The 17,595-nt window shown below is 33.0% G+C and carries 15 protein-coding genes and 3 CRISPR repeat arrays; of the genes, 11 read left to right on the plus strand and 4 right to left on the minus strand.

Annotation, left to right across the window (positions count from 1 at the left end; translation table 11 throughout):
- A CRISPR array of direct repeats spans nt 1-226; the repeat unit is 29 nt; unit sequence CTTTATAACCCACACGGTTCAGATGTAAC.
- A gap of 879 nt (nt 227-1,105) precedes the next feature.
- The gene (sdhA, locus tag Q0929_RS03910; protein ID WP_299238263.1) at nt 1,106-2,812 is read right to left on the minus strand and encodes a succinate dehydrogenase flavoprotein subunit; all 1,707 of its coding nucleotides are present in this window, start codon (nt 2,810-2,812) and stop codon (nt 1,106-1,108) included.
- Nucleotides 2,813-3,717: 905 nt separating this feature from the next.
- A CRISPR array of direct repeats spans nt 3,718-3,947; the repeat unit is 30 nt; unit sequence GTTTGTAGCCTACCTATGAGGAATTGAAAT.
- A gap of 158 nt (nt 3,948-4,105) precedes the next feature.
- Between sdhA and Q0929_RS03915 the strand changes: the two genes are divergently transcribed.
- From Q0929_RS03915 to Q0929_RS03965, 11 genes are all read left to right on the plus strand, one after another.
- Nucleotides 4,106-5,242, plus strand: coding sequence for a DNA double-strand break repair nuclease NurA (locus tag Q0929_RS03915; protein ID WP_299238264.1), 1,137 nt, complete (start codon nt 4,106-4,108; stop codon nt 5,240-5,242).
- Entirely contained in the window at nt 5,239-5,559 is a 321-nt protein-coding gene (locus Q0929_RS03920) for a helix-hairpin-helix domain-containing protein (protein WP_299238265.1), read from the plus strand. The genes Q0929_RS03915 and Q0929_RS03920 overlap by 4 nt, the downstream gene beginning before the upstream one ends.
- A complete protein-coding gene (locus Q0929_RS03925; protein ID WP_299238266.1) occupies nt 5,547-5,864 on the plus strand; it encodes a tetratricopeptide repeat protein in 318 nt (105 codons plus the stop codon). The genes Q0929_RS03920 and Q0929_RS03925 overlap by 13 nt, the downstream gene beginning before the upstream one ends.
- Before the next feature lie 8 nt (nt 5,865-5,872).
- The gene (locus Q0929_RS03930; RefSeq protein WP_299238267.1) at nt 5,873-6,820 is read left to right on the plus strand and encodes a glycosyltransferase family 9 protein; all 948 of its coding nucleotides are present in this window, start codon (nt 5,873-5,875) and stop codon (nt 6,818-6,820) included.
- Between the two features lie 34 nt (nt 6,821-6,854).
- On the plus strand, nt 6,855-7,337 hold the full coding sequence (locus tag Q0929_RS03935) for an NAD(P)H-dependent oxidoreductase subunit E (protein ID WP_299238268.1): 483 nt from the start codon (nt 6,855-6,857) through the stop codon (nt 7,335-7,337).
- Entirely contained in the window at nt 7,312-8,595 is a 1,284-nt protein-coding gene (locus tag Q0929_RS03940; RefSeq protein ID WP_299238269.1) for an NADH-ubiquinone oxidoreductase-F iron-sulfur binding region domain-containing protein, read from the plus strand. Before Q0929_RS03935 ends, Q0929_RS03940 begins: the two co-directional genes overlap by 26 nt.
- Nucleotides 8,596-9,234: 639 nt before the next feature.
- A CRISPR array of direct repeats spans nt 9,235-9,793; the repeat unit is 30 nt; unit sequence GTTTGTAGCCTACCTATGAGGAATTGAAAC.
- Between the two features lie 253 nt (nt 9,794-10,046).
- The gene (locus Q0929_RS03945; protein WP_299238270.1) at nt 10,047-10,346 is read left to right on the plus strand and encodes a hypothetical protein; all 300 of its coding nucleotides are present in this window, start codon (nt 10,047-10,049) and stop codon (nt 10,344-10,346) included.
- A gap of 18 nt (nt 10,347-10,364) precedes the next feature.
- A complete protein-coding gene (gene gatB, locus Q0929_RS03950) occupies nt 10,365-11,813 on the plus strand; it encodes an Asp-tRNA(Asn)/Glu-tRNA(Gln) amidotransferase subunit GatB (protein ID WP_299238271.1) in 1,449 nt (482 codons plus the stop codon).
- Nucleotides 11,810-13,126, plus strand: coding sequence for an adenylosuccinate lyase (gene purB / locus Q0929_RS03955; RefSeq protein WP_299238272.1), 1,317 nt, complete (start codon nt 11,810-11,812; stop codon nt 13,124-13,126). The genes gatB and purB overlap by 4 nt, the downstream gene beginning before the upstream one ends.
- A 270-nt stretch (nt 13,127-13,396) precedes the next feature.
- On the plus strand, nt 13,397-14,710 hold the full coding sequence (gene miaB, locus Q0929_RS03960; RefSeq protein ID WP_299238273.1) for a tRNA (N6-isopentenyl adenosine(37)-C2)-methylthiotransferase MiaB: 1,314 nt from the start codon (nt 13,397-13,399) through the stop codon (nt 14,708-14,710).
- Nucleotides 14,711-14,712: 2 nt separating this feature from the next.
- Entirely contained in the window at nt 14,713-15,195 is a 483-nt protein-coding gene (locus Q0929_RS03965; RefSeq protein WP_299238274.1) for a bifunctional nuclease family protein, read from the plus strand.
- Between the two features lie 193 nt (nt 15,196-15,388).
- Here Q0929_RS03965 and Q0929_RS03970 read toward each other — a convergent pair whose 3' ends face one another.
- Genes Q0929_RS03970 through rpmF form a run of 3 tightly spaced genes read right to left on the minus strand, consistent with a single transcriptional unit; the run spans nt 15,389 to nt 17,549 of the window.
- Entirely contained in the window at nt 15,389-16,321 is a 933-nt protein-coding gene (locus tag Q0929_RS03970) for a beta-ketoacyl-ACP synthase III (RefSeq protein ID WP_299238275.1), read from the minus strand.
- Nucleotides 16,311-17,372 carry a phosphate acyltransferase PlsX gene (gene plsX / locus Q0929_RS03975; RefSeq protein ID WP_299238276.1) on the minus strand — a complete coding sequence of 354 codons (1,062 nt, stop codon included), beginning with the start codon at nt 17,370-17,372 and terminating at the stop codon, nt 16,311-16,313. Before plsX ends, Q0929_RS03970 begins: the two co-directional genes overlap by 11 nt.
- On the minus strand, nt 17,373-17,549 hold the full coding sequence (rpmF, locus tag Q0929_RS03980) for a 50S ribosomal protein L32 (RefSeq protein WP_007547007.1): 177 nt from the start codon (nt 17,547-17,549) through the stop codon (nt 17,373-17,375). It lies immediately after the preceding gene.
- Between the last annotated feature and the right edge of the window lie 46 nt (nt 17,550-17,595).

Consider the following 17,595-nt stretch of genomic DNA (forward strand, 5'->3'; position numbering starts at 1 on the left):
CTTTATAACCCACACGGTTCAGATGTAACTCTTATTATTTAAAGAAAGTCCCAGAGCCGAACCTCCTTTATAACCCACACGGTTCAGATGTAACACAAGCTGGCAAATAATTTAATTGTTATAACTGAATCTTTATAACCCACACGGTTCAGATGTAACCCTCATATACAAATGATAGAAATTTAAAAAAAAGAACTTTATAACCCACACGGTTCAGATGTAACCCGTTAACTTTTAACTCAAAAATAAAATCGCTTACAACCTACTCTATCAATATTCTGATAATCATTATACCAAATTTTTAAAAAACCTGCAAGTTGAAGTTTTTTGCAGCAAACCTCGATATACAGAAAATATATTATTATATTTTATCCTTTAACATCCCATCACAAACCAACCGCTGAAAACCACAAACTCAGAAGCCCGCTGCAAATATCACTGATTAACTTCCCGATCTTGAAAAATTTTAAAATAAAAAATTACAAATTCTCAAAAAATTAAGTATTAAAAATTTCAAAATTAAAAAGTTTAACTCATCAAATACTTACAACTACTCTTCAAAAAATCTCTTTCGAATATTTACTACACAAGCTCAAATCAAACTTCAAAAAATAAAATCACATTACCAATACCTTAGCTTCACTGACTGCTGAATCATCTCACCAAACTATCACAAAATCAAACAAAAATAGCTAAGATATTGATAAACCAATCTCCAACGTCTCACTTCTCACGTCTCACGTTTCACGTAATATAAGCTTGTGCGGGCTAACCTATTCAATTGCCAAGGTACAGTTAAAAAATTAAAAATTATGTAATAAGTATATCAAAAAAATTTTCTATCTGTCAAGCAGATGTAAAGGGTGTTCCAAAATTTTTGTAAATTTACCTTTCCTTGTCATCCCGAGGCCGAAGACCGAAGGATCTCGTTTTTGGTTTTTTGATTTGAAAAAACAGGAGATTCTTCGCTTTGCTCAGAATGACATCTTTAAGGTCAAGATTCTTTGCCGGCTGTAGAATGACGATTTTGATTTTTGAGTTTAATTAATATTGGATAATCAATTAGACAAAAAGGTGAGCTGTGAAGCCCACCATTTGATTTATATTAATAAGTTCTTTCTTGTGGTTGATATTTTGTGATTTTTACTTCAGAGTATTCTACTTTTGGACCCTCCGGTGTGTAGTAAGCTAAGCTGTGTTTTAAGAAATTTTCGTCATCTCTGTTTGGGTAATCTCTTCTTGCGTGAGCACCTCTGCTTTCTTTTCTTAGTACTGCTGTTGTTGCAATAACCTCAGCAAGGTCTAAGAGATATCCAAGCTCTATGTAATTTACAAGAGCTGTATTGAAAATTCTTCCACTGTCACCCGGAGCAAGGAGTTTATATCTTTCTTTTAATTCTTTAATTTTTTCTATAGCTTCAAGCATTGGTTTTTCTTCTCTAAAAATTCCAACTTTATCCCACATTGTTTGAGCAAGCTCAATTCTGATGTTATGTATGTTTTCTTTGCTTTCTTTTTTAAGAAGTTGTTCAATTTCTCTTCTTGCTCTTTCTTCTTCTGCTTTTAAGTTAAAGTTATCTGCTGATTTGCTTCTTGCATACTCAACTGCAGCAGCTCCAGCAGGTTTTCCAAATACTACTAAGTCAAGTAAAGAGTTTCCGCCAAGTCTATTTGCCCCATGAACGGAGACACATGCACATTCACCAACTGCAAACACACCATTGACGCCTGTCATACTTGTTTTATAGTCTCTTACATCAATGCCACCCATAGAGTAGTGAGCTGTTGGTCTAACCGGGATTGGCTCTTCTATTGGGTCAACACCCTCAAAGTCTATACACAACTGTCTAATCTGAGGAAGTCTTGATTTGATTTTTTCAGCTCCAAGATGTCTAAGGTCAAGGTGAACGTATGCCGTCATTCCTTCACCCCAACCTCTACCTTCAAGGATTTCTGTCTCTATAGCTCTTGCGACAAGGTCCCTCGGAGCAAGCTCCATCTTTTGTGGAGCATATCTTGCCATAAATCTTTCACCTTTATTATTGATTAAGTATCCACCTTCACCTCTTGCACCCTCTGTAACAAGTATACCGGTAGACCTTAATCCTGTTGGGTGAAACTGAACAAACTCCATATCTTTAAGCGGAATGCCCGCTCTGTAGCAAATAGCCATTCCATCACCGGTTGAACCTATAGCATTCGTATTTCTTACCCAATAAACTCTTGCATAACCACCTGTTGCAAAGATGATAGCTTTTGCTTTTATTGCATGCACTTCACCATTTCTTATATCTATAGCTATAACACCTTTGGCTTCGTTGTTATCTATGATCAACTCTGTTACAAACCATTCATTTAAAAATTCAACATCATTTTTTAAGCATTGTTCGTATAATGTATGTAAAATTACGTGTCCTGTTTTATCTGCTGCATAGCATGTTCTTGGAAATCCAGCACCACCAAAAGGTCTTTGTGCTATTCTTCCATCCGGCAATCTTGAAAATGGAACTCCTAAGTGCTCTAATTCGTATATTCTTTTTGGAGCTTCATAACACATAAATTCTATAGCGTCTTGGTCTCCAAGATAATCACTACCTTTTACAGTATCAAAAGCATGAACTTCTGGACTATCTGATGGGTCAACGTTTGCAAGAGCAGCATTAATTCCACCTTGGGCTGCACCTGTGTGAGACCTTGTTGGGTAAACTTTTGTAATAACTCCCACTTTAACATCCTTTGCTTTGCTTGCTTCAAGTGCAGCCATTAATCCAGCTCCACCAGCTCCAACTATTAAAACGTCATAGCTTAGCATTTTAGCTCCTCCTGATAAAATAAAACAATGTTTTATTATAAAACAATATAAAAATATTTTCCAGTAGTTCTTATGTAAGATAAAGATAAATATTTGAGCTAAACCAAATAATACTCTCAGAGAAATGAGGGTGTTTCAAAATTTTTGTTAATTTACCTTTCCTCGTCATCCTGAGGCCGTAAGGGATCTTATCTTTTGATTTTTAACTTGAAAAGAAAACATGAGATTTTTTGCTTCGTTCAGAATGACAGTGTGGGTTTTTGAAACAGTTTCCACAAAAAGCTTGACATGTGAAAATTTTTTTGTATATTTATATTAACTTTTTAATTTTTAAAAGTACCTTGGCAATTGAATAGGTTACCCACACAAGCTTGTTTAACGTGAAACGTGAGACGTGAGAAGTGAGATGTTGAAAGTTTATTAATCAATATCTTAGTGATTTTTGCTTGATTGTTTGAATGCTTAGCGAGATGATTTAGAAATCAGTGAAGCTAAGGTATTGATAAAGTGGTTTTATTTTTTGAAGTTTGATTTAAGCTTGTGTAGTTTAGGCTTGAAAGGGATTATTTGAAGAGAGGTTTTAAGTATTTGTTGAATTTGACTTTTTAATTTGAAAATTTTTTAATACTTAATTTTTTGAAAATTTGTAATTTTTTATTTTAAAATTTTTTGAGATCGGGAAGTTAAGGAGTGATATTTTCCGCCCCTTTCTGAGTTTTAGGTCTTCAGCAGTAGGCTTGTGATTGGATGTTAAAGGATAAAATATAATAATATATTTTCTGTATATCGAGGTTTGCTGCAAAAAACTTCAACTTGCGGATTTTTTAAAAATTTGGTATAATGTTTTACACATTGGCAATTGAATAAGGTTTTTACGAATTTGTTTTTGAGTTAAAAGTTAACGGGTTTGTAGCCTACCTATGAGGAATTGAAATGTGATTGATTGATTGATTTTTTACACTCTAAAATTTAGTTTGTAGCCTACCTATGAGGAATTGAAATACCTATCAATATTAACTTTATTTATTTCATCTTGTGTGTTTGTAGCCTACCTATGAGGAATTGAAATATAAAGTATATATCTATTCTGAAAAGTCTCTAATAAGTTTGTAGCCTACCTATGAGGAATTGAAGCCTACCAAACATTTTTTGTCCATCATCTTTTGTCAATCTTCTTTCACTTCTCAAGCCAATAAAAAATCTCACATCTTTATTGCAGTATTACCTATACACAGACTTATTTTTTATGTAAAATAAATAAAGCCATTCAAATACTAATCAAGGACACTAAAGATGAGAGTTGAACTTTTAGAAAAAATCTTAAAAAAGAAAGATAAAATTAGAGAGTATTTACAGCAGAATATAGAAAAAATAAATGAAGAAGAGATAAAATCAAAATGGACAGCATACAATCCAAATCCTAAACCAATTCACCATTTAGCAGCCGATGGGTCTTTTTATCAAAAATCTTACTTAGGCTTTAGCCTTATCGTATTTGCCGGGTATGCAGAAAACACAAATCCAAACAGTGAAAATATAAGCAGTTTTACAATTGGAGATATATTTCCAACAGTAATTAAAAAAACAGAGCATGTTAAAACCTTAGCAACTCTTTTTATGTTTTTATGCGAAGCAAAAGCATTGCTTTATCTTGCCAAAAAAGAAAAACCAAATTTCATAATCTTTGACGGAACAATCACATCAAGATTTATCATACCATTTCCACTTTCTAATTGGTTTACCGATAATGAAGTAGAAAGTCAAATTAATACTATCGTTAACGAGCTTTTTAAAGAAAACATAGAAAAAATAAAAGAAACAGATTTGTATTTTTTAAGAGATGATATTATCAAATCAATTTTTACAAAGTTAGAAAGCCCAAGAAAAGATTATATAGAAGCCACAGTCTCAAAATTTGCTTATTATGAATATCTCTATACACTTTACAACATTTTCAAATTAGAGCATAAGCCATTAATCATAGGCTTGGCTAAAACTTCCACCGGTACAGATATATTAAATCATTCACTGCCAGACATAAAGTTATTTTTAAACTATATCGATGAGCTTGGATATTCTGAAAGCGTTGAGCAGAACTTAGAAAAACTAAAAACAAGCCTTGGAGAACTTCAGCTTATAGATGATAAAATCTTTAGCTTTTTATACGAGTTAAACATTGAGTCTTTTTATGCAAAATATACTTTAAAAAATGCTATAAATCTTGTAGAAGTTTATCAAAATCCAGATTTTGGAACAATAAAAAAAGAGGATATATTAGACTACTTAGCAGATATGGACTACTTAGGCTACAACTACCCATTTAAGCTTAAAAAAGTTGATAACGAAGTTAGAATTACATCGTCAGATTTTGAGTTTATAGAAAAACAGTTTGGGCTTGAATTTTCAATTACAGGCAGAGAAGCACTATGAAAATAAACCAAAAGCTTTTATCATTTCAAAGCTTAATCATCGGATTGTTAATTTTATTCCTATTAACTTTAAAATCTATAAACATAAACCCAAAGCCAAAGTTTACAGAAAGTGATTTAAAAATAGATATAAACACCGCAGATATTATCACTCTTCAAAGAATTCCTTACATTGGAGAAAAAACAGCGGAGCTTATCATTGAAGACAGAAAGATAAGAGGCGGTTATACAGATATAAATCAGTTAAAATGGGTAAAAAACTTTGATAAAATAAAACCATACATTAAAATAAGCGAGGAAGCAAAGTGGACAGAATAGAGCAGTTAAAAAAGGCATTAGAAAAAGACCCAAACAACCCACTTGGATTATACGGGTTAGCGTTAGAGTTATACAAACAAGGTTTATATGAAGATGCTATCGTATACTTTAAAAAATATCTAAGTTTGTACGAAGACCAAGGAGCAGCATACAGAACGTTGGCACAATGCTACATAAACATTGGAGATATTGAGCAAGCTATAGAGACATACGAGAGAGGAATAGAAAAGGCAAGAAAGTATAACCACCCAACAATAGTAGAAGAGTTTAAACAGGAGATAGAAAGATTAAAAACAATGATCTAAAAATTTTAGTGATAAGATTTTCATCTCTTGGAGATGTTATTTTATCTTCTGTCGTTTTAGACCCTTTATATGAGAAAGGTTACGATATAGATTTTTTGACGTTTAAACCATTTAGCGATGTGTTTGAAAAAGATTATAGAATAAAAAATCTTATTGCTGTCGATAAATCAAGGCTTAAAAGCATCTCAGATATTTACAATTTCACCAAATCCTTAGATAGATACGATTATGTTTTAGACCTGCATTCTAACCTACGGTCTTTTTTGATTGGATTTTTCTTAAAGCTGAGATACAATCCAAAGATTCTAAGATATAAAAAACAGTCTTTAAAAAGAAGATTAAAGATTTTAGACTCAAACTTCAATGTTTTAAAAGCATATCTTGAGCCGCTAAAAACACTTGGCATAGAAAACTTAAATTACAGACCGAAAGTAATTATCACAAATCAAGAAGTTGAAAAAGTAAAAACCTTTTTGCCACAAAAATTTATATCTCTTGGAACAGGTGCAAGATATAAGAGCAAGGTTTATCCGTATTATAAAGAACTATCAGAAATTTTACTTGAAAATGGATTTAATGTTGTTTTAGTTGGTTCTAAAGAAGATTTAGAGATGGATAAAAGTATCTATCCAAAAGAAGTTTTAGATTTAAGAGGAAAAATAAGCCTAAGAGAAACCATTGCTGTAATCTCACAAGGATTGGCAACTGTAAGCAACGACTCTGCCATAGCCCACATGTCAAGAGCTGTTGGTGTTAAAGTTTTGATGATATACGGCTCAACCCATCCATACTTTGGATTTGCACCATTAAAAGATGAAGGAGATTATATCTTTAAAAACCTACCATGTCAACCTTGTTCACTTCATGGACAAAATAGCTGTAAGTATAAAACATTTGAATGTTTAACATCCATCTCTCCCCAAGAAGTTTATGATAGGCTGAAAAATTTGATATAATAAAACAGTGTTTTATTAATTTTGAGGAAACAGCTTGGAATATACATACCTATCACCGGACATAATAAATAAGATTGAAGAGTATAAAAACGAATTTTTGACAAAAGACCAGGTTATCATACAAGCACTGCATTTAATATATTCTAAGTATAGAGACATAACCTTAGACCATATGTTAGAACTATCTAACTATCTTGAAGTTCCTTTAAATCAAATTGAAGGAATCATCACTTTTTATGATATGTTTAGAGTTAAAAGAAATGCAAGGCATCATATTAGAGTTTGTAAAAATCTACCTTGCCATATTATGGGATATAAAAAACTTATAGAACTTTTTGAAAAACTAACAGGTGAAGAGAGAAATCAAGAAAGTAAAAACGGTAGATTTTACATAGAAACTGTTGAGTGTATAGGTGCATGCAGCGTTGCACCGGCGTTTATGATAGATGATGATTTATACGATGGAACAAAGATTACTGAGGAAAAGTTAAATGAAATCTTATCCAAATATACCTAATTTTCATACATACAGCAGCTTAAACTTACTCCTTAGAAGATGTAAAGAACCAAGAACTGTAGACATAGAAGAGTATATTACAACCGGCGGATACTCAGCACTAAAAAAGGCTTTAAATAGATTTACACCGGAAGATATTATCGTTCTTGTAGAAGAAAGCACCCTTAGAGGAAGAGGTGGAGCAGGATTTCCAACAGGTAGAAAATGGCGTTTTGCAATATCAAACCCAAAGCCAAGATATTTAGTTTGTAATGCTGATGAAAGCGAGCCCGGAACGTTTAAAGATAGAATAATCATAGAAAGAGACCCGCATCTTTTGATAGAAGGTATGATTATTTCAGCCTATGCTATCGGTGCAGAAAGAGGATTTATTTATATAAGAGGAGAATATCCGGCAGGAGCAAAAATCCTTGAAAATGCTATAAAAGAAGCAAGAGATAGAGGCTTTCTTGGAAAAAATATACTTGGAACAGATTTTTCTTTTGATATAAGCGTTTACAGAGGAGCAGGAGCATATATCTGCGGAGAAGAAACAGCATTGATAGAAAGCTTAGAAGGAAAAAGAGGACATCCAAGATTAAAACCACCATATCCAGTTTCAGAAGGACTTTTTGGAAAGCCTACCGTAGTAAATAACGTTGAAACATTGGCAAACATTCCTATCATCGTAACTTACGAAAGCTATTATATGAATATAGGACCAGCAGGATATTTTGGACCAAAACTATTTCCTGTTAGCGGAAAAGTCAACAAACCCGGTGTTTATGAGCTTACGATGGATATTACACTTAGAGAATTGATTGATATAGCCGGCGGAATGAAAGATGGAAAAAAATTTAAAGCTGTTTTTGCAGGAGCACTTGGCGTATACTCTGAAAGAGACCTTGACATTCCAATGGATTACTCTCCGAAAGGTTTTGGTGGCACAGGAACAACTATAGTTCTTGCAGAAGATGATTGTATCATAGACAGTTTAATTGTAATAGCTGAGTTTTTCCATCATGAAAGCTGTGGAAAATGTACGCCATGCAGAATTGGAACTTATGAACTTTTAAACATTCTTAAAAAATTTCAAGAAGGGACAGCAACAGAAAAAGATTTACAATATCTTGAACACTTGGGAAGAAACATACCGGTTGGGTCTATATGTGGTCTTGGATACTCTGCACCAAACGCATTAATGGATGCTTTAAAAAAATTCAAAGATGAATTTATAGCACACATAAATAAGCAATGCCCAGCTGGTGTATGTTTTTAGATATTATTTTTCTGCTTGACAGGTAGAAATTTTTTTTGTATATTTATATTAGCTTTTTAAATTTTAACTGTACCTTGGCAATTGAATAGGTAAGCCAGCACAAGCTTATTTTACGTGAAACGTGAGACGTGAGATGTGAGACGTTAGAAATTGGTTTATCAATATCTTAGTGATTTTTGTTTGATTGTGCGATGGCTTAGTGAGATGACTTGGCGGTCAGTGAAGCTAAGGTGTTGGTATGTGATTTTATTTTTTTGATGTTTGATTTAAGCTTGTGTAGTAAATATTTGAAAGGGATTTTTTGAAGAGTAGTTGTAAGTACTTGTTGAATTTGACTTTTTAATTTTGAAATTTTTAGTATTTAAATTTTTTGAAAATTTAGAATTTTTTATTTTAGAGTTTTTTAAGATCGGGAAGTTAAAGAGTGGTATTTGCAGCGGGCTTCTGAGTTTGTGGTTTTAAGCGGTTGGCTTGTGCTGGGATGTTAAAGTATAAAATATAATAATATATTTTCTGTATATCGAGGTTTGCTGCAAAAAACTTCAACTTGCAGATTTTTTGAAAATTTGGTATAATGTTTTACACATTGGCAATTGAATAAGATTTTTACGAATTTATTTTTGAGTTAAAAGTTGACGGGTTTGTAGCCTACCTATGAGGAATTGAAACTAAGAAGGTTTAACCGAAGGTATTTCTAACCTGTAGGTTTGTAGCCTACCTATGAGGAATTGAAACGAAAATACAAAATCTTTACGTATGACAAGTAGGTGGGTTTGTAGCCTACCTATGAGGAATTGAAACTTTTTGGTCGGCCTTACAGACACAGGAATGCCTTTGGTTTGTAGCCTACCTATGAGGAATTGAAACAACAAAGAACAAAGAATATTCTTTGCCAAAACCTTTGGTTTGTAGCCTACCTATGAGGAATTGAAACACATCTGGATAGTATAGTTCATTTCTTGATTTCTCAGTTTGTAGCCTACCTATGAAGAATTGAAACTCTTTTTGGATTTGATTAGTTGTTAGAGTAGATGAGGTTTGTAGCCTACCTATGAAGAATTGAAACCCGTCTGCTTTATTATCTTTTTCTACGATGTAAGTTGTTTGTAGCCTACCTATGAGGAATTGAAAGTCTGGTAAGCGTTGCATTAGCTGTAGAATGACAATTGTTTGTAGCCTACCTATAAGGAATTGAAACAGAAAGATACTAAAAATTAGCATCTCAAAGATTTCTAACATCTATCTATCAAAAGAAAAAAATCCCTGAAAATGTCCTGAATTTATTTTTAAAATCAAGAAAGAACAGAACACCTCCATGAAAAAACAACTTTAAATCTTATAAAAATCCCTAATTTCCCATTCAAAAGATTTTCAAAAAATAGTATGACTAATACCTTTATTTTAAGAATGCTATAATAATATGCTATCTAAAAAACACTTAGGAGTAAGAAATGCTTGGAGATATTCTATTAAAGTATTGGAAAATTATACTTGGAGTTGGAATTGTTTTAGCTGTTGGAGGTTTATTTTTACAGCAAACTTTGCCGGTCATAGGAAAAATAGTTGAATTTATAGGGTTTTCGTTTGTTGCCATTGTTGCATACGTTCTTGGATATAAAAATGCATCAGATGAAGCTGAAAAGCAGATAAAAGCAGAAATAGAAAAATTAGCAAAACAAGACATAAGATACAAATTTGCAGCAGATAGAGCTATAAAAAATATCAAAGCACCATTGACAGGTAAAAAATAAAAATAAGGAGCTGAAAAGATGGAGTCAGCAGTTTTGATTGATAAAGAGTTTGACGTTGTTATAGGACTTGAGACCCATGTTCAAATGAACACTCAAACAAAAATGTTTTGTGGATGTAAAGTTGAGTTTGGAGCCGAGCCTAACACTAACGTATGTCCAGTCTGCTTAGCACATCCAGGGACGCTACCGGTAATAAACAAAAGAGCCATAGAGTTTGCCATAAAAGCAGCTTTGGCGTTAAACTGCAAAGTTCATAACCTTTCTATCATGGCAAGAAAAAATTATTTTTATCCAGACCTTCCAAAAGGTTATCAGATTTCCCAGTATGACAAACCACTTGCAACAGATGGATACATAGAAATCAAAACAGAAAACGGATTTAAAAAAATTAGAATTCATAGATTACACATAGAAGAAGACGCAGGAAAAACAATACACGAGGGAAGTTTTTCTTATGTAGATTTAAACAGAGCAGGTACTCCACTGATGGAAATCGTCACTGAGCCGGATATATCCTCTGCAGAAGAGGCGAGAAAGTACTTAGAAAAATTAAGAAACATCATGAGATATCTTGGTGTATCTGATGCAGATATGGAAAAAGGACAGCTTAGATGTGATGTGAATATATCCTTAAAACCAAAAGGTTCTGAAAAGCTTGGCACAAAGGTAGAGCTAAAAAATATTAACTCATTTAGATTTATTGTAAAAGCAATAGAGTATGAGATAGAAAGACAGTCTAAGCTTCTAAGAAAAGGAGAAAAAATAGTTCAAGAGACAAGATTGTTTGACCCAAATACCGGAAAAACCTACACCATGAGAACAAAAGAAGAAGCACACGATTACAGATACTTCCCAGACCCAGATTTACTGCCAGTAATAATAAAAGACGAAGAAATCCAGCAGATTAAAAACTCACTTGTAGAACTTCCAGACCAAAAATATCACAGATACATTGAAAAACTTGGACTTCCTGAATATGACGCAGAAGTGTTAACATCTGATAAAGCCTTAGCAAACTATTTTGAAAAAGTAATAGAAATCTTTCCACAAAATCCAAAGCTTGTAGCAAATTGGATACTAAATGAACTTCTTGGAAAGCTAAACGAAAAAGGATTAGAAATAGAAAATTCTCCTATTTCTCCAAACTCTTTGGCAGAACTTTTATCGTTAATTACTGATGGCACAATCTCAGGAAAGATTGCAAAAGATGTGTTTGAAATAGCATTTGAGACACAAAAATCACCAAAACAGATAGTAGAAGAAAAAGGATTAAAACAGATTTCAAACGAAGATGAAATAAGAAAAATAGTAAAAGATACTCTTGCTAAATTCCCGGCAGAAGTAGAAAAATACAAATCAGGAAATGAAAAAATTCTTGGATTTTTAGTCGGACAGATAATGAAAGAAACAAAAGGAAAAGCAAACCCTCAGCTTGTAAATAAAATCATAAAAGAGGAGCTACAATGATAAAAAGATATACCCTTCCAGAGATGGGAAATATATGGAGTGAAAAAAACAAATTTCAAAAATGGTTAGATGTAGAGATAGCGGTTTGTAAAGCTTGGAATAAACTCGGAAAAATACCGGATGAAGCGTTAAAGGAAATCATAGAAAAAACACATATAGATGATGAAACATTAGAGAGAATTAACGAGCTTGATAAAGTTTATAATCATGATGTCCTTGCTTTTGTTAGCGCGGTGGCTGAGCAAGTAGGAGAAAATGGAAGATACATACACTTAGGACTTACATCATCTGATGTTATTGATACAGCTTTAGCATTAATCATGAGAGAAAGCTTAGACTTGCTTATAAAAGATGTTGAAAGACTTTTAGAAGTTTTAAAAGAAAATGCATTAAAGTATAAAAATACAGTAATGATGGGAAGAACTCACGGAGTCCATGCAGAGCCTATGACCTTTGGGCTTAAATTTGTATTATGGTATGAAGAGTTTAAAAGAAACAAAAAAAGATTAGAAAATGCAAAAGAAGTTATATCTGTTGGAACAATATCAGGAGCAGTAGGAACTTATTCTAACATTCCGCCAGAGCTTGAAGAGCTTACATTAAAAGAGCTTAATCTAAAACCAGAACCAGTAGCAAATCAGGTTATCCAAAGAGACAGACATGCAGAGTATATGACAGCTTTAGCAATAACAGCATCATCTTTAGAAAAAATCGCCGTTGAAATAAGACACTTGCAAAGAACAGAAGTTTTAGAAGCACAAGAACCATTTAAAAAAGGACAGCGTGGCTCATCAGCAATGCCACATAAAAAAAATCCAATCACCTGTGAAAGAATTACCGGGCTTGCAAGGGTAATAAGGTCAAACAGCTTACCTGCTATGGAAGATATAGCACTATGGCATGAAAGGGATATATCCCATTCATCGGTTGAAAGAGTAATACTGCCTGACAGTTCAATAGCTCTTGATTATATCTTAAATCTAACTATCAACGTACTGAAAGATTTGGTTGTATATCCAGAGAATATGAAAAAGAACATGGATAAATCAAAAGGTTTATACTTCTCTTCTAAGGTTTTAGTAGCACTTGTAGAAAAAGGACTATCGAGAGACCAAGCTTATGATATAGTTCAAAGAAACGCAATGAAAGCATGGGATACAGAAAACTTAATGTTTAAAGACGCTTTACTGCAAGACCCAGAAGTTATGTCTTATTTGTCAAAAGAAGAATTAGACAAAATATTTGATGTAAACGAGTTTTTAAAAAACATAGATTATATCTACAATAGAGTGTTTGGTAGAGAAGATAGTTAATTTAAGCGAAATTATAAGGTTAAAGGAAGTTTAGACTGTAAGGTGCTTTAAAATCTTATTAATTAATATTTTCCTCGCCATCCTGAGGCTGTAAAGCCGAAGGATCTCATCTTTTGATTTTTTGATTTGAAAAAACAAGAGATTCTTCGCCGGCTGCAGAAATTGCGATGTTGATTTTAGAAACGATGTAAATCTTGAATATGTTTAAAAGCATTCTATATTATTTTAAGTTTATGTAAAATAAAAATAAAAAATCAAAAGAGGTAGGAAATGAAGTATTACATAAAAACTTTTGGATGTCAGATGAATGTAAATGACTCAGAAAAAATGGCAGGTATTTTACAAACTCTTGGATATACACCTACTGAAAATTGGGAAGAAGCAGATGTTATTCTTGTAAATACATGTTCAGTAAGAGAAAAACCAGACCAAAAAGTTTTATCAGCACTTGGAGAGTTTAAAAAAGTAAAAAAACATAATCCAAATGCAGTCATTGGCGTTTGTGGTTGTTTAGCACAAAGGGCAGGATACGAAATTTATCAAAAAGCACCATTTATAGATATGGTTTTTGGAACAACCAATATCCACCATCTTCCAAATCTTTTAGAAGAAGCAAAAAGTGGAAATAAAGCTATAGAAATTTTAGAAGAAATAGACGAGAACGAAAATCTTTTAGACCGGTTCCCAACTGTAAGAGAAAATAAATATACAGCATTCGTTACTGTAATTAGAGGATGTGATAAAAAATGTACCTACTGTATAGTTCCAACAACAAGAGGTAGAGAAAGAAGTAGAAGAATCGGCGATATTCTAAGAGAAGTCCAATACTTAGTTGAAGACGGAGTTAAAGAAATCCATTTAATAGGTCAAAATGTTACTGCTTACGGAAAAGATTTTGGAGATGTGAAGTTTTGGGAGCTTTTAAAAGCTGTGGCAGAGGTTGATGGAGTAGAAAGAATTAGATTTACAACAGGGCATCCAAAAGATTTAGATGAAGATACTATAAAAGTTATGGCAGACCTGCCGCAAGTCTGCGAAGCCTTACATCTGCCAATACAGGCAGGTTCAGACAGAATATTACAAGCAATGGATAGAGGATATACTCAAAAAGAGTACTTGCAAAAAATAGAATTGCTTAAAAAATACATACCAAATATAGCATTGTCTACTGATATCATAGTTGGATTTCCAGGAGAAACTTACGAAGATTATTTAGAAACAGTTAAAGTAATAAAAGAAGTAGAGTATGACCAAGTGTTTGCATTTAAATATTCACCAAGACCAGGAACTCCAGCAGCAGATTTACCAATGACAGAGTCGCCAGAAGAGCTTTCAAAACGTTTAAATGACTTGATAAATTTACAAAAAGATATAACTTTTAAAAAGAATCTTGAATATCAAGATAAAATAGTTGAAATCTTGGTAGAAGAGATAAACCAAGAGAATAAGTTAGTAGGCAGAACAAGGACTAATAAACTTGTTTATGCTGAAGGAAGCCCGGAGTATTTAGGAAAATTAGTAGATGTAAAAATTGAAAAAGTAAATAGATTTTCCTTAGAAGGAAGTATAATTGGAGGCGATTAATTATGGTTGAGATGGAAGTCCAAGGAATTACATTAGACCCAATAACAAACATGCCTGTGTTGTTATTAAAAAGTAAAGAAAATGATGAAATTCTAACGATTTGGATTGGGGTATTTGAAGCAAACTCAATTGCTATATATTTAGAATCAATGACCTATCCAAGACCACTAACCTATGACTTATTTACAAACATCTTAAACTCGCTCTCAACATCCGTTGAAAATGTAATAATCCATACTTTAAAAGATAACACTTATTATGCTTCAATCATCTTAAAAGACCAAGAAGGTAGAACTGTTGAAATAGATGCACGTCCAAGCGATGCTATAAACATTGCTCTAAGGTCTGGATGTCCAATATTGGTTTCAGAAGAAGTTTTAGCTGAAGCTAATAATGGCAAAAAAGAAAAAATTGATGAAGAAGACCTAAAAGAATGGATAGAATCATTAAAGCCAGAGGATTTTGAGAAAAATATAGAATTTTAAAAGACTAAAGCCTTCATATAACAGGAAAAGATTGATCAATAAGAAAGGTTTATTATAGATGTCACTCTGCAGCTGGCGAAAAATCTATTTTTTCTTTCTTTTCAAAAAACATTAAAAAATTAGATCCTTCACTACGTTGCCGGATAACGACGAAAATAAAAAATCTCTTATTCTAATGTTTTTGAAAAATACTTTAAAATCTAATTACTGCTGCACCCCAGGTTAATCCACCACCAAAGGCAGTTAAAAGAATATAATCTCCTTTGTTGAATCTTCCTTCTTTGTAAGCTTCATACATAGCAATTGGAATGGATGCAGCACTTGTATTTCCGTATCTATGAATATTGCTATAAACCTTTTCTAACGGTAATTCTAATTTTTCAGCCAATGCTTGAATGATCCTTATGTTAGCTTGATGAGGAATTACTAACTTAATATCTTCTTTATTTATCCCGGCTTTTTGTAATGCTTTTAAGCAAGCAGTTTCCATGGATTTAATAGCTTGTTTAAAAGTTTCTCTTCCTTGCATTCTCAGCTTCTCACCAACCTGACAGTGTAAAAGATGACCATATGAACCATCAGACTTCATCACTGTTGATAAAATATCGCTTGAAGAGTTAGATTTGGAAATAACAACAGCTCCGGCACCATCGCCAAATAGTACTGCAGTTGTCCTGTCAGTCCAATCGATTATTTTTGAAAAAACTTCACTTCCAACTACAAGAACATTTTCAGCTTTCCCGGATTTTATAAAACTATCTGCTATTGTAATGCCATATATAAAGCCGCTACAAGCAGCTGAAAAATCAAAAGCCATTGGATTTTTACATCCAAGTTTATCGGCTAATATACAAGCCGTAGAAGGAAATATATTGTCCGGAGTAGACGTTGCTACAATTATAATGTCTATGTCCTTTGGAGTTATTCCTGCATTTTCAATAGCTTCTTTTGATGCGCGAAAAGCAAGGTCGCTTGCCTTAACCCATTCATCCGCTATTCTTCTTTCTTTTATTCCGGTCCTTGTTGTAATCCATTCATCCGATGTATCAAGGATTTTTTCTAAATCATGGTTAGTTAAAACTCTTTCAGGAACATACATTCCTATGCCTTTTATCTCACTGGACATTGTTTTCTCCGTAAACTTCTTCTTCTTTTCCTTTTATCAACTCTTGAGGAATTAGCGTGTTGATATTTTCAAGGAGTTTTTTATTAAAATCGTGATTTACAAATTCAGAAGCAAATCGTAATGCATTTTTTATAGCTTTTTCATCTGCTCTTCCATGAGTTATTATACATGTTCCCTTAGTGCCAAGCAAAGGAGCACCGCCATATTCCGTAAAATCTGCTTTTTTCTTAAATCTTTTTAAAGCAGGCAAAATTAAAGCTGCACCAATTTTAGATATAATGCTTTTTTCTACTTCTTCTTTTATCATTTCAAGAATAATCATTCCGAGGCTTTCACTTGTTTTTAATACAACATTCCCAACAAATCCATCACAAACAATAACATCAAAATCGCCGGTGAAAATATCTCTACCTTCTGCGTTTCCAATAAAATTTAGTTTTGTCATTTTAAGCAGTGGATAGGTATCTTTTACAAGCTCGTTGCCTTTTCCTTCTTCCTCTCCGATGCTTAAAATTCCCACTTTTGGATTATCAGATGTTTTAAGGATTTCTTTTACGTAAGTATGACCCATTACTGCAAAGTATAAAAGATGTCTTGGTCTACTGTCTACATTAGCACCAACATCAATTAGTACGGTTCTTGTTCCTTTTTTGTTTGGAAATGCTACTGCTATACCCGGTCTCTCAATTCCTTCTGCGGCTCCAATAATAAACTTTCCTATGCTCATTGCAGCACCGGTATTTCCGGCAGACACAAAAGCCTGAGCTTTACCTTCTCTGACTAATTTACCTGCAATATGCATAGAAGAGTTTCTTTTTTTTCTTAGAGCTATGGATGGAGATTCGTGCATTTCAATGACTTCAGGAGCATCTACGATTTGAATCGGAAGATTTTCTATTGAAAGATTATTTTTTTTTATTTCCTCTTCTAAAACTTCTTTCTTTCCTACTAAATATACACCTATTTTATACTCTTTTGCAAACTCTATTGCACCTTTAATATTACAGAGAGGAGCATAATCTCCTCCCATTGCATCTAAAGCTATAAACACTTATACGACCTCAATGACCTCTTTGTTTTTGTAATATCCACAGTGAGAGCAAACTCTGTGAGGAGCTTTTGGCTGACCACACTCAGGACAGATAGAAAGTCCGGGCATTTTTAATTTCCATTGTGCTCTTCTCATAGCTGTTTTTGCTTTAGATTTTTTCCTCTTAGGTACTGCCATATTAAAAGCCTCCTTTTTTCAATTTTAAAGAATATATTATATCAAA

This window comes from Sulfurihydrogenibium sp. (assembly GCF_028276765.1).
Taxonomy (GTDB): domain Bacteria; phylum Aquificota; class Aquificia; order Aquificales; family Hydrogenothermaceae; genus Sulfurihydrogenibium.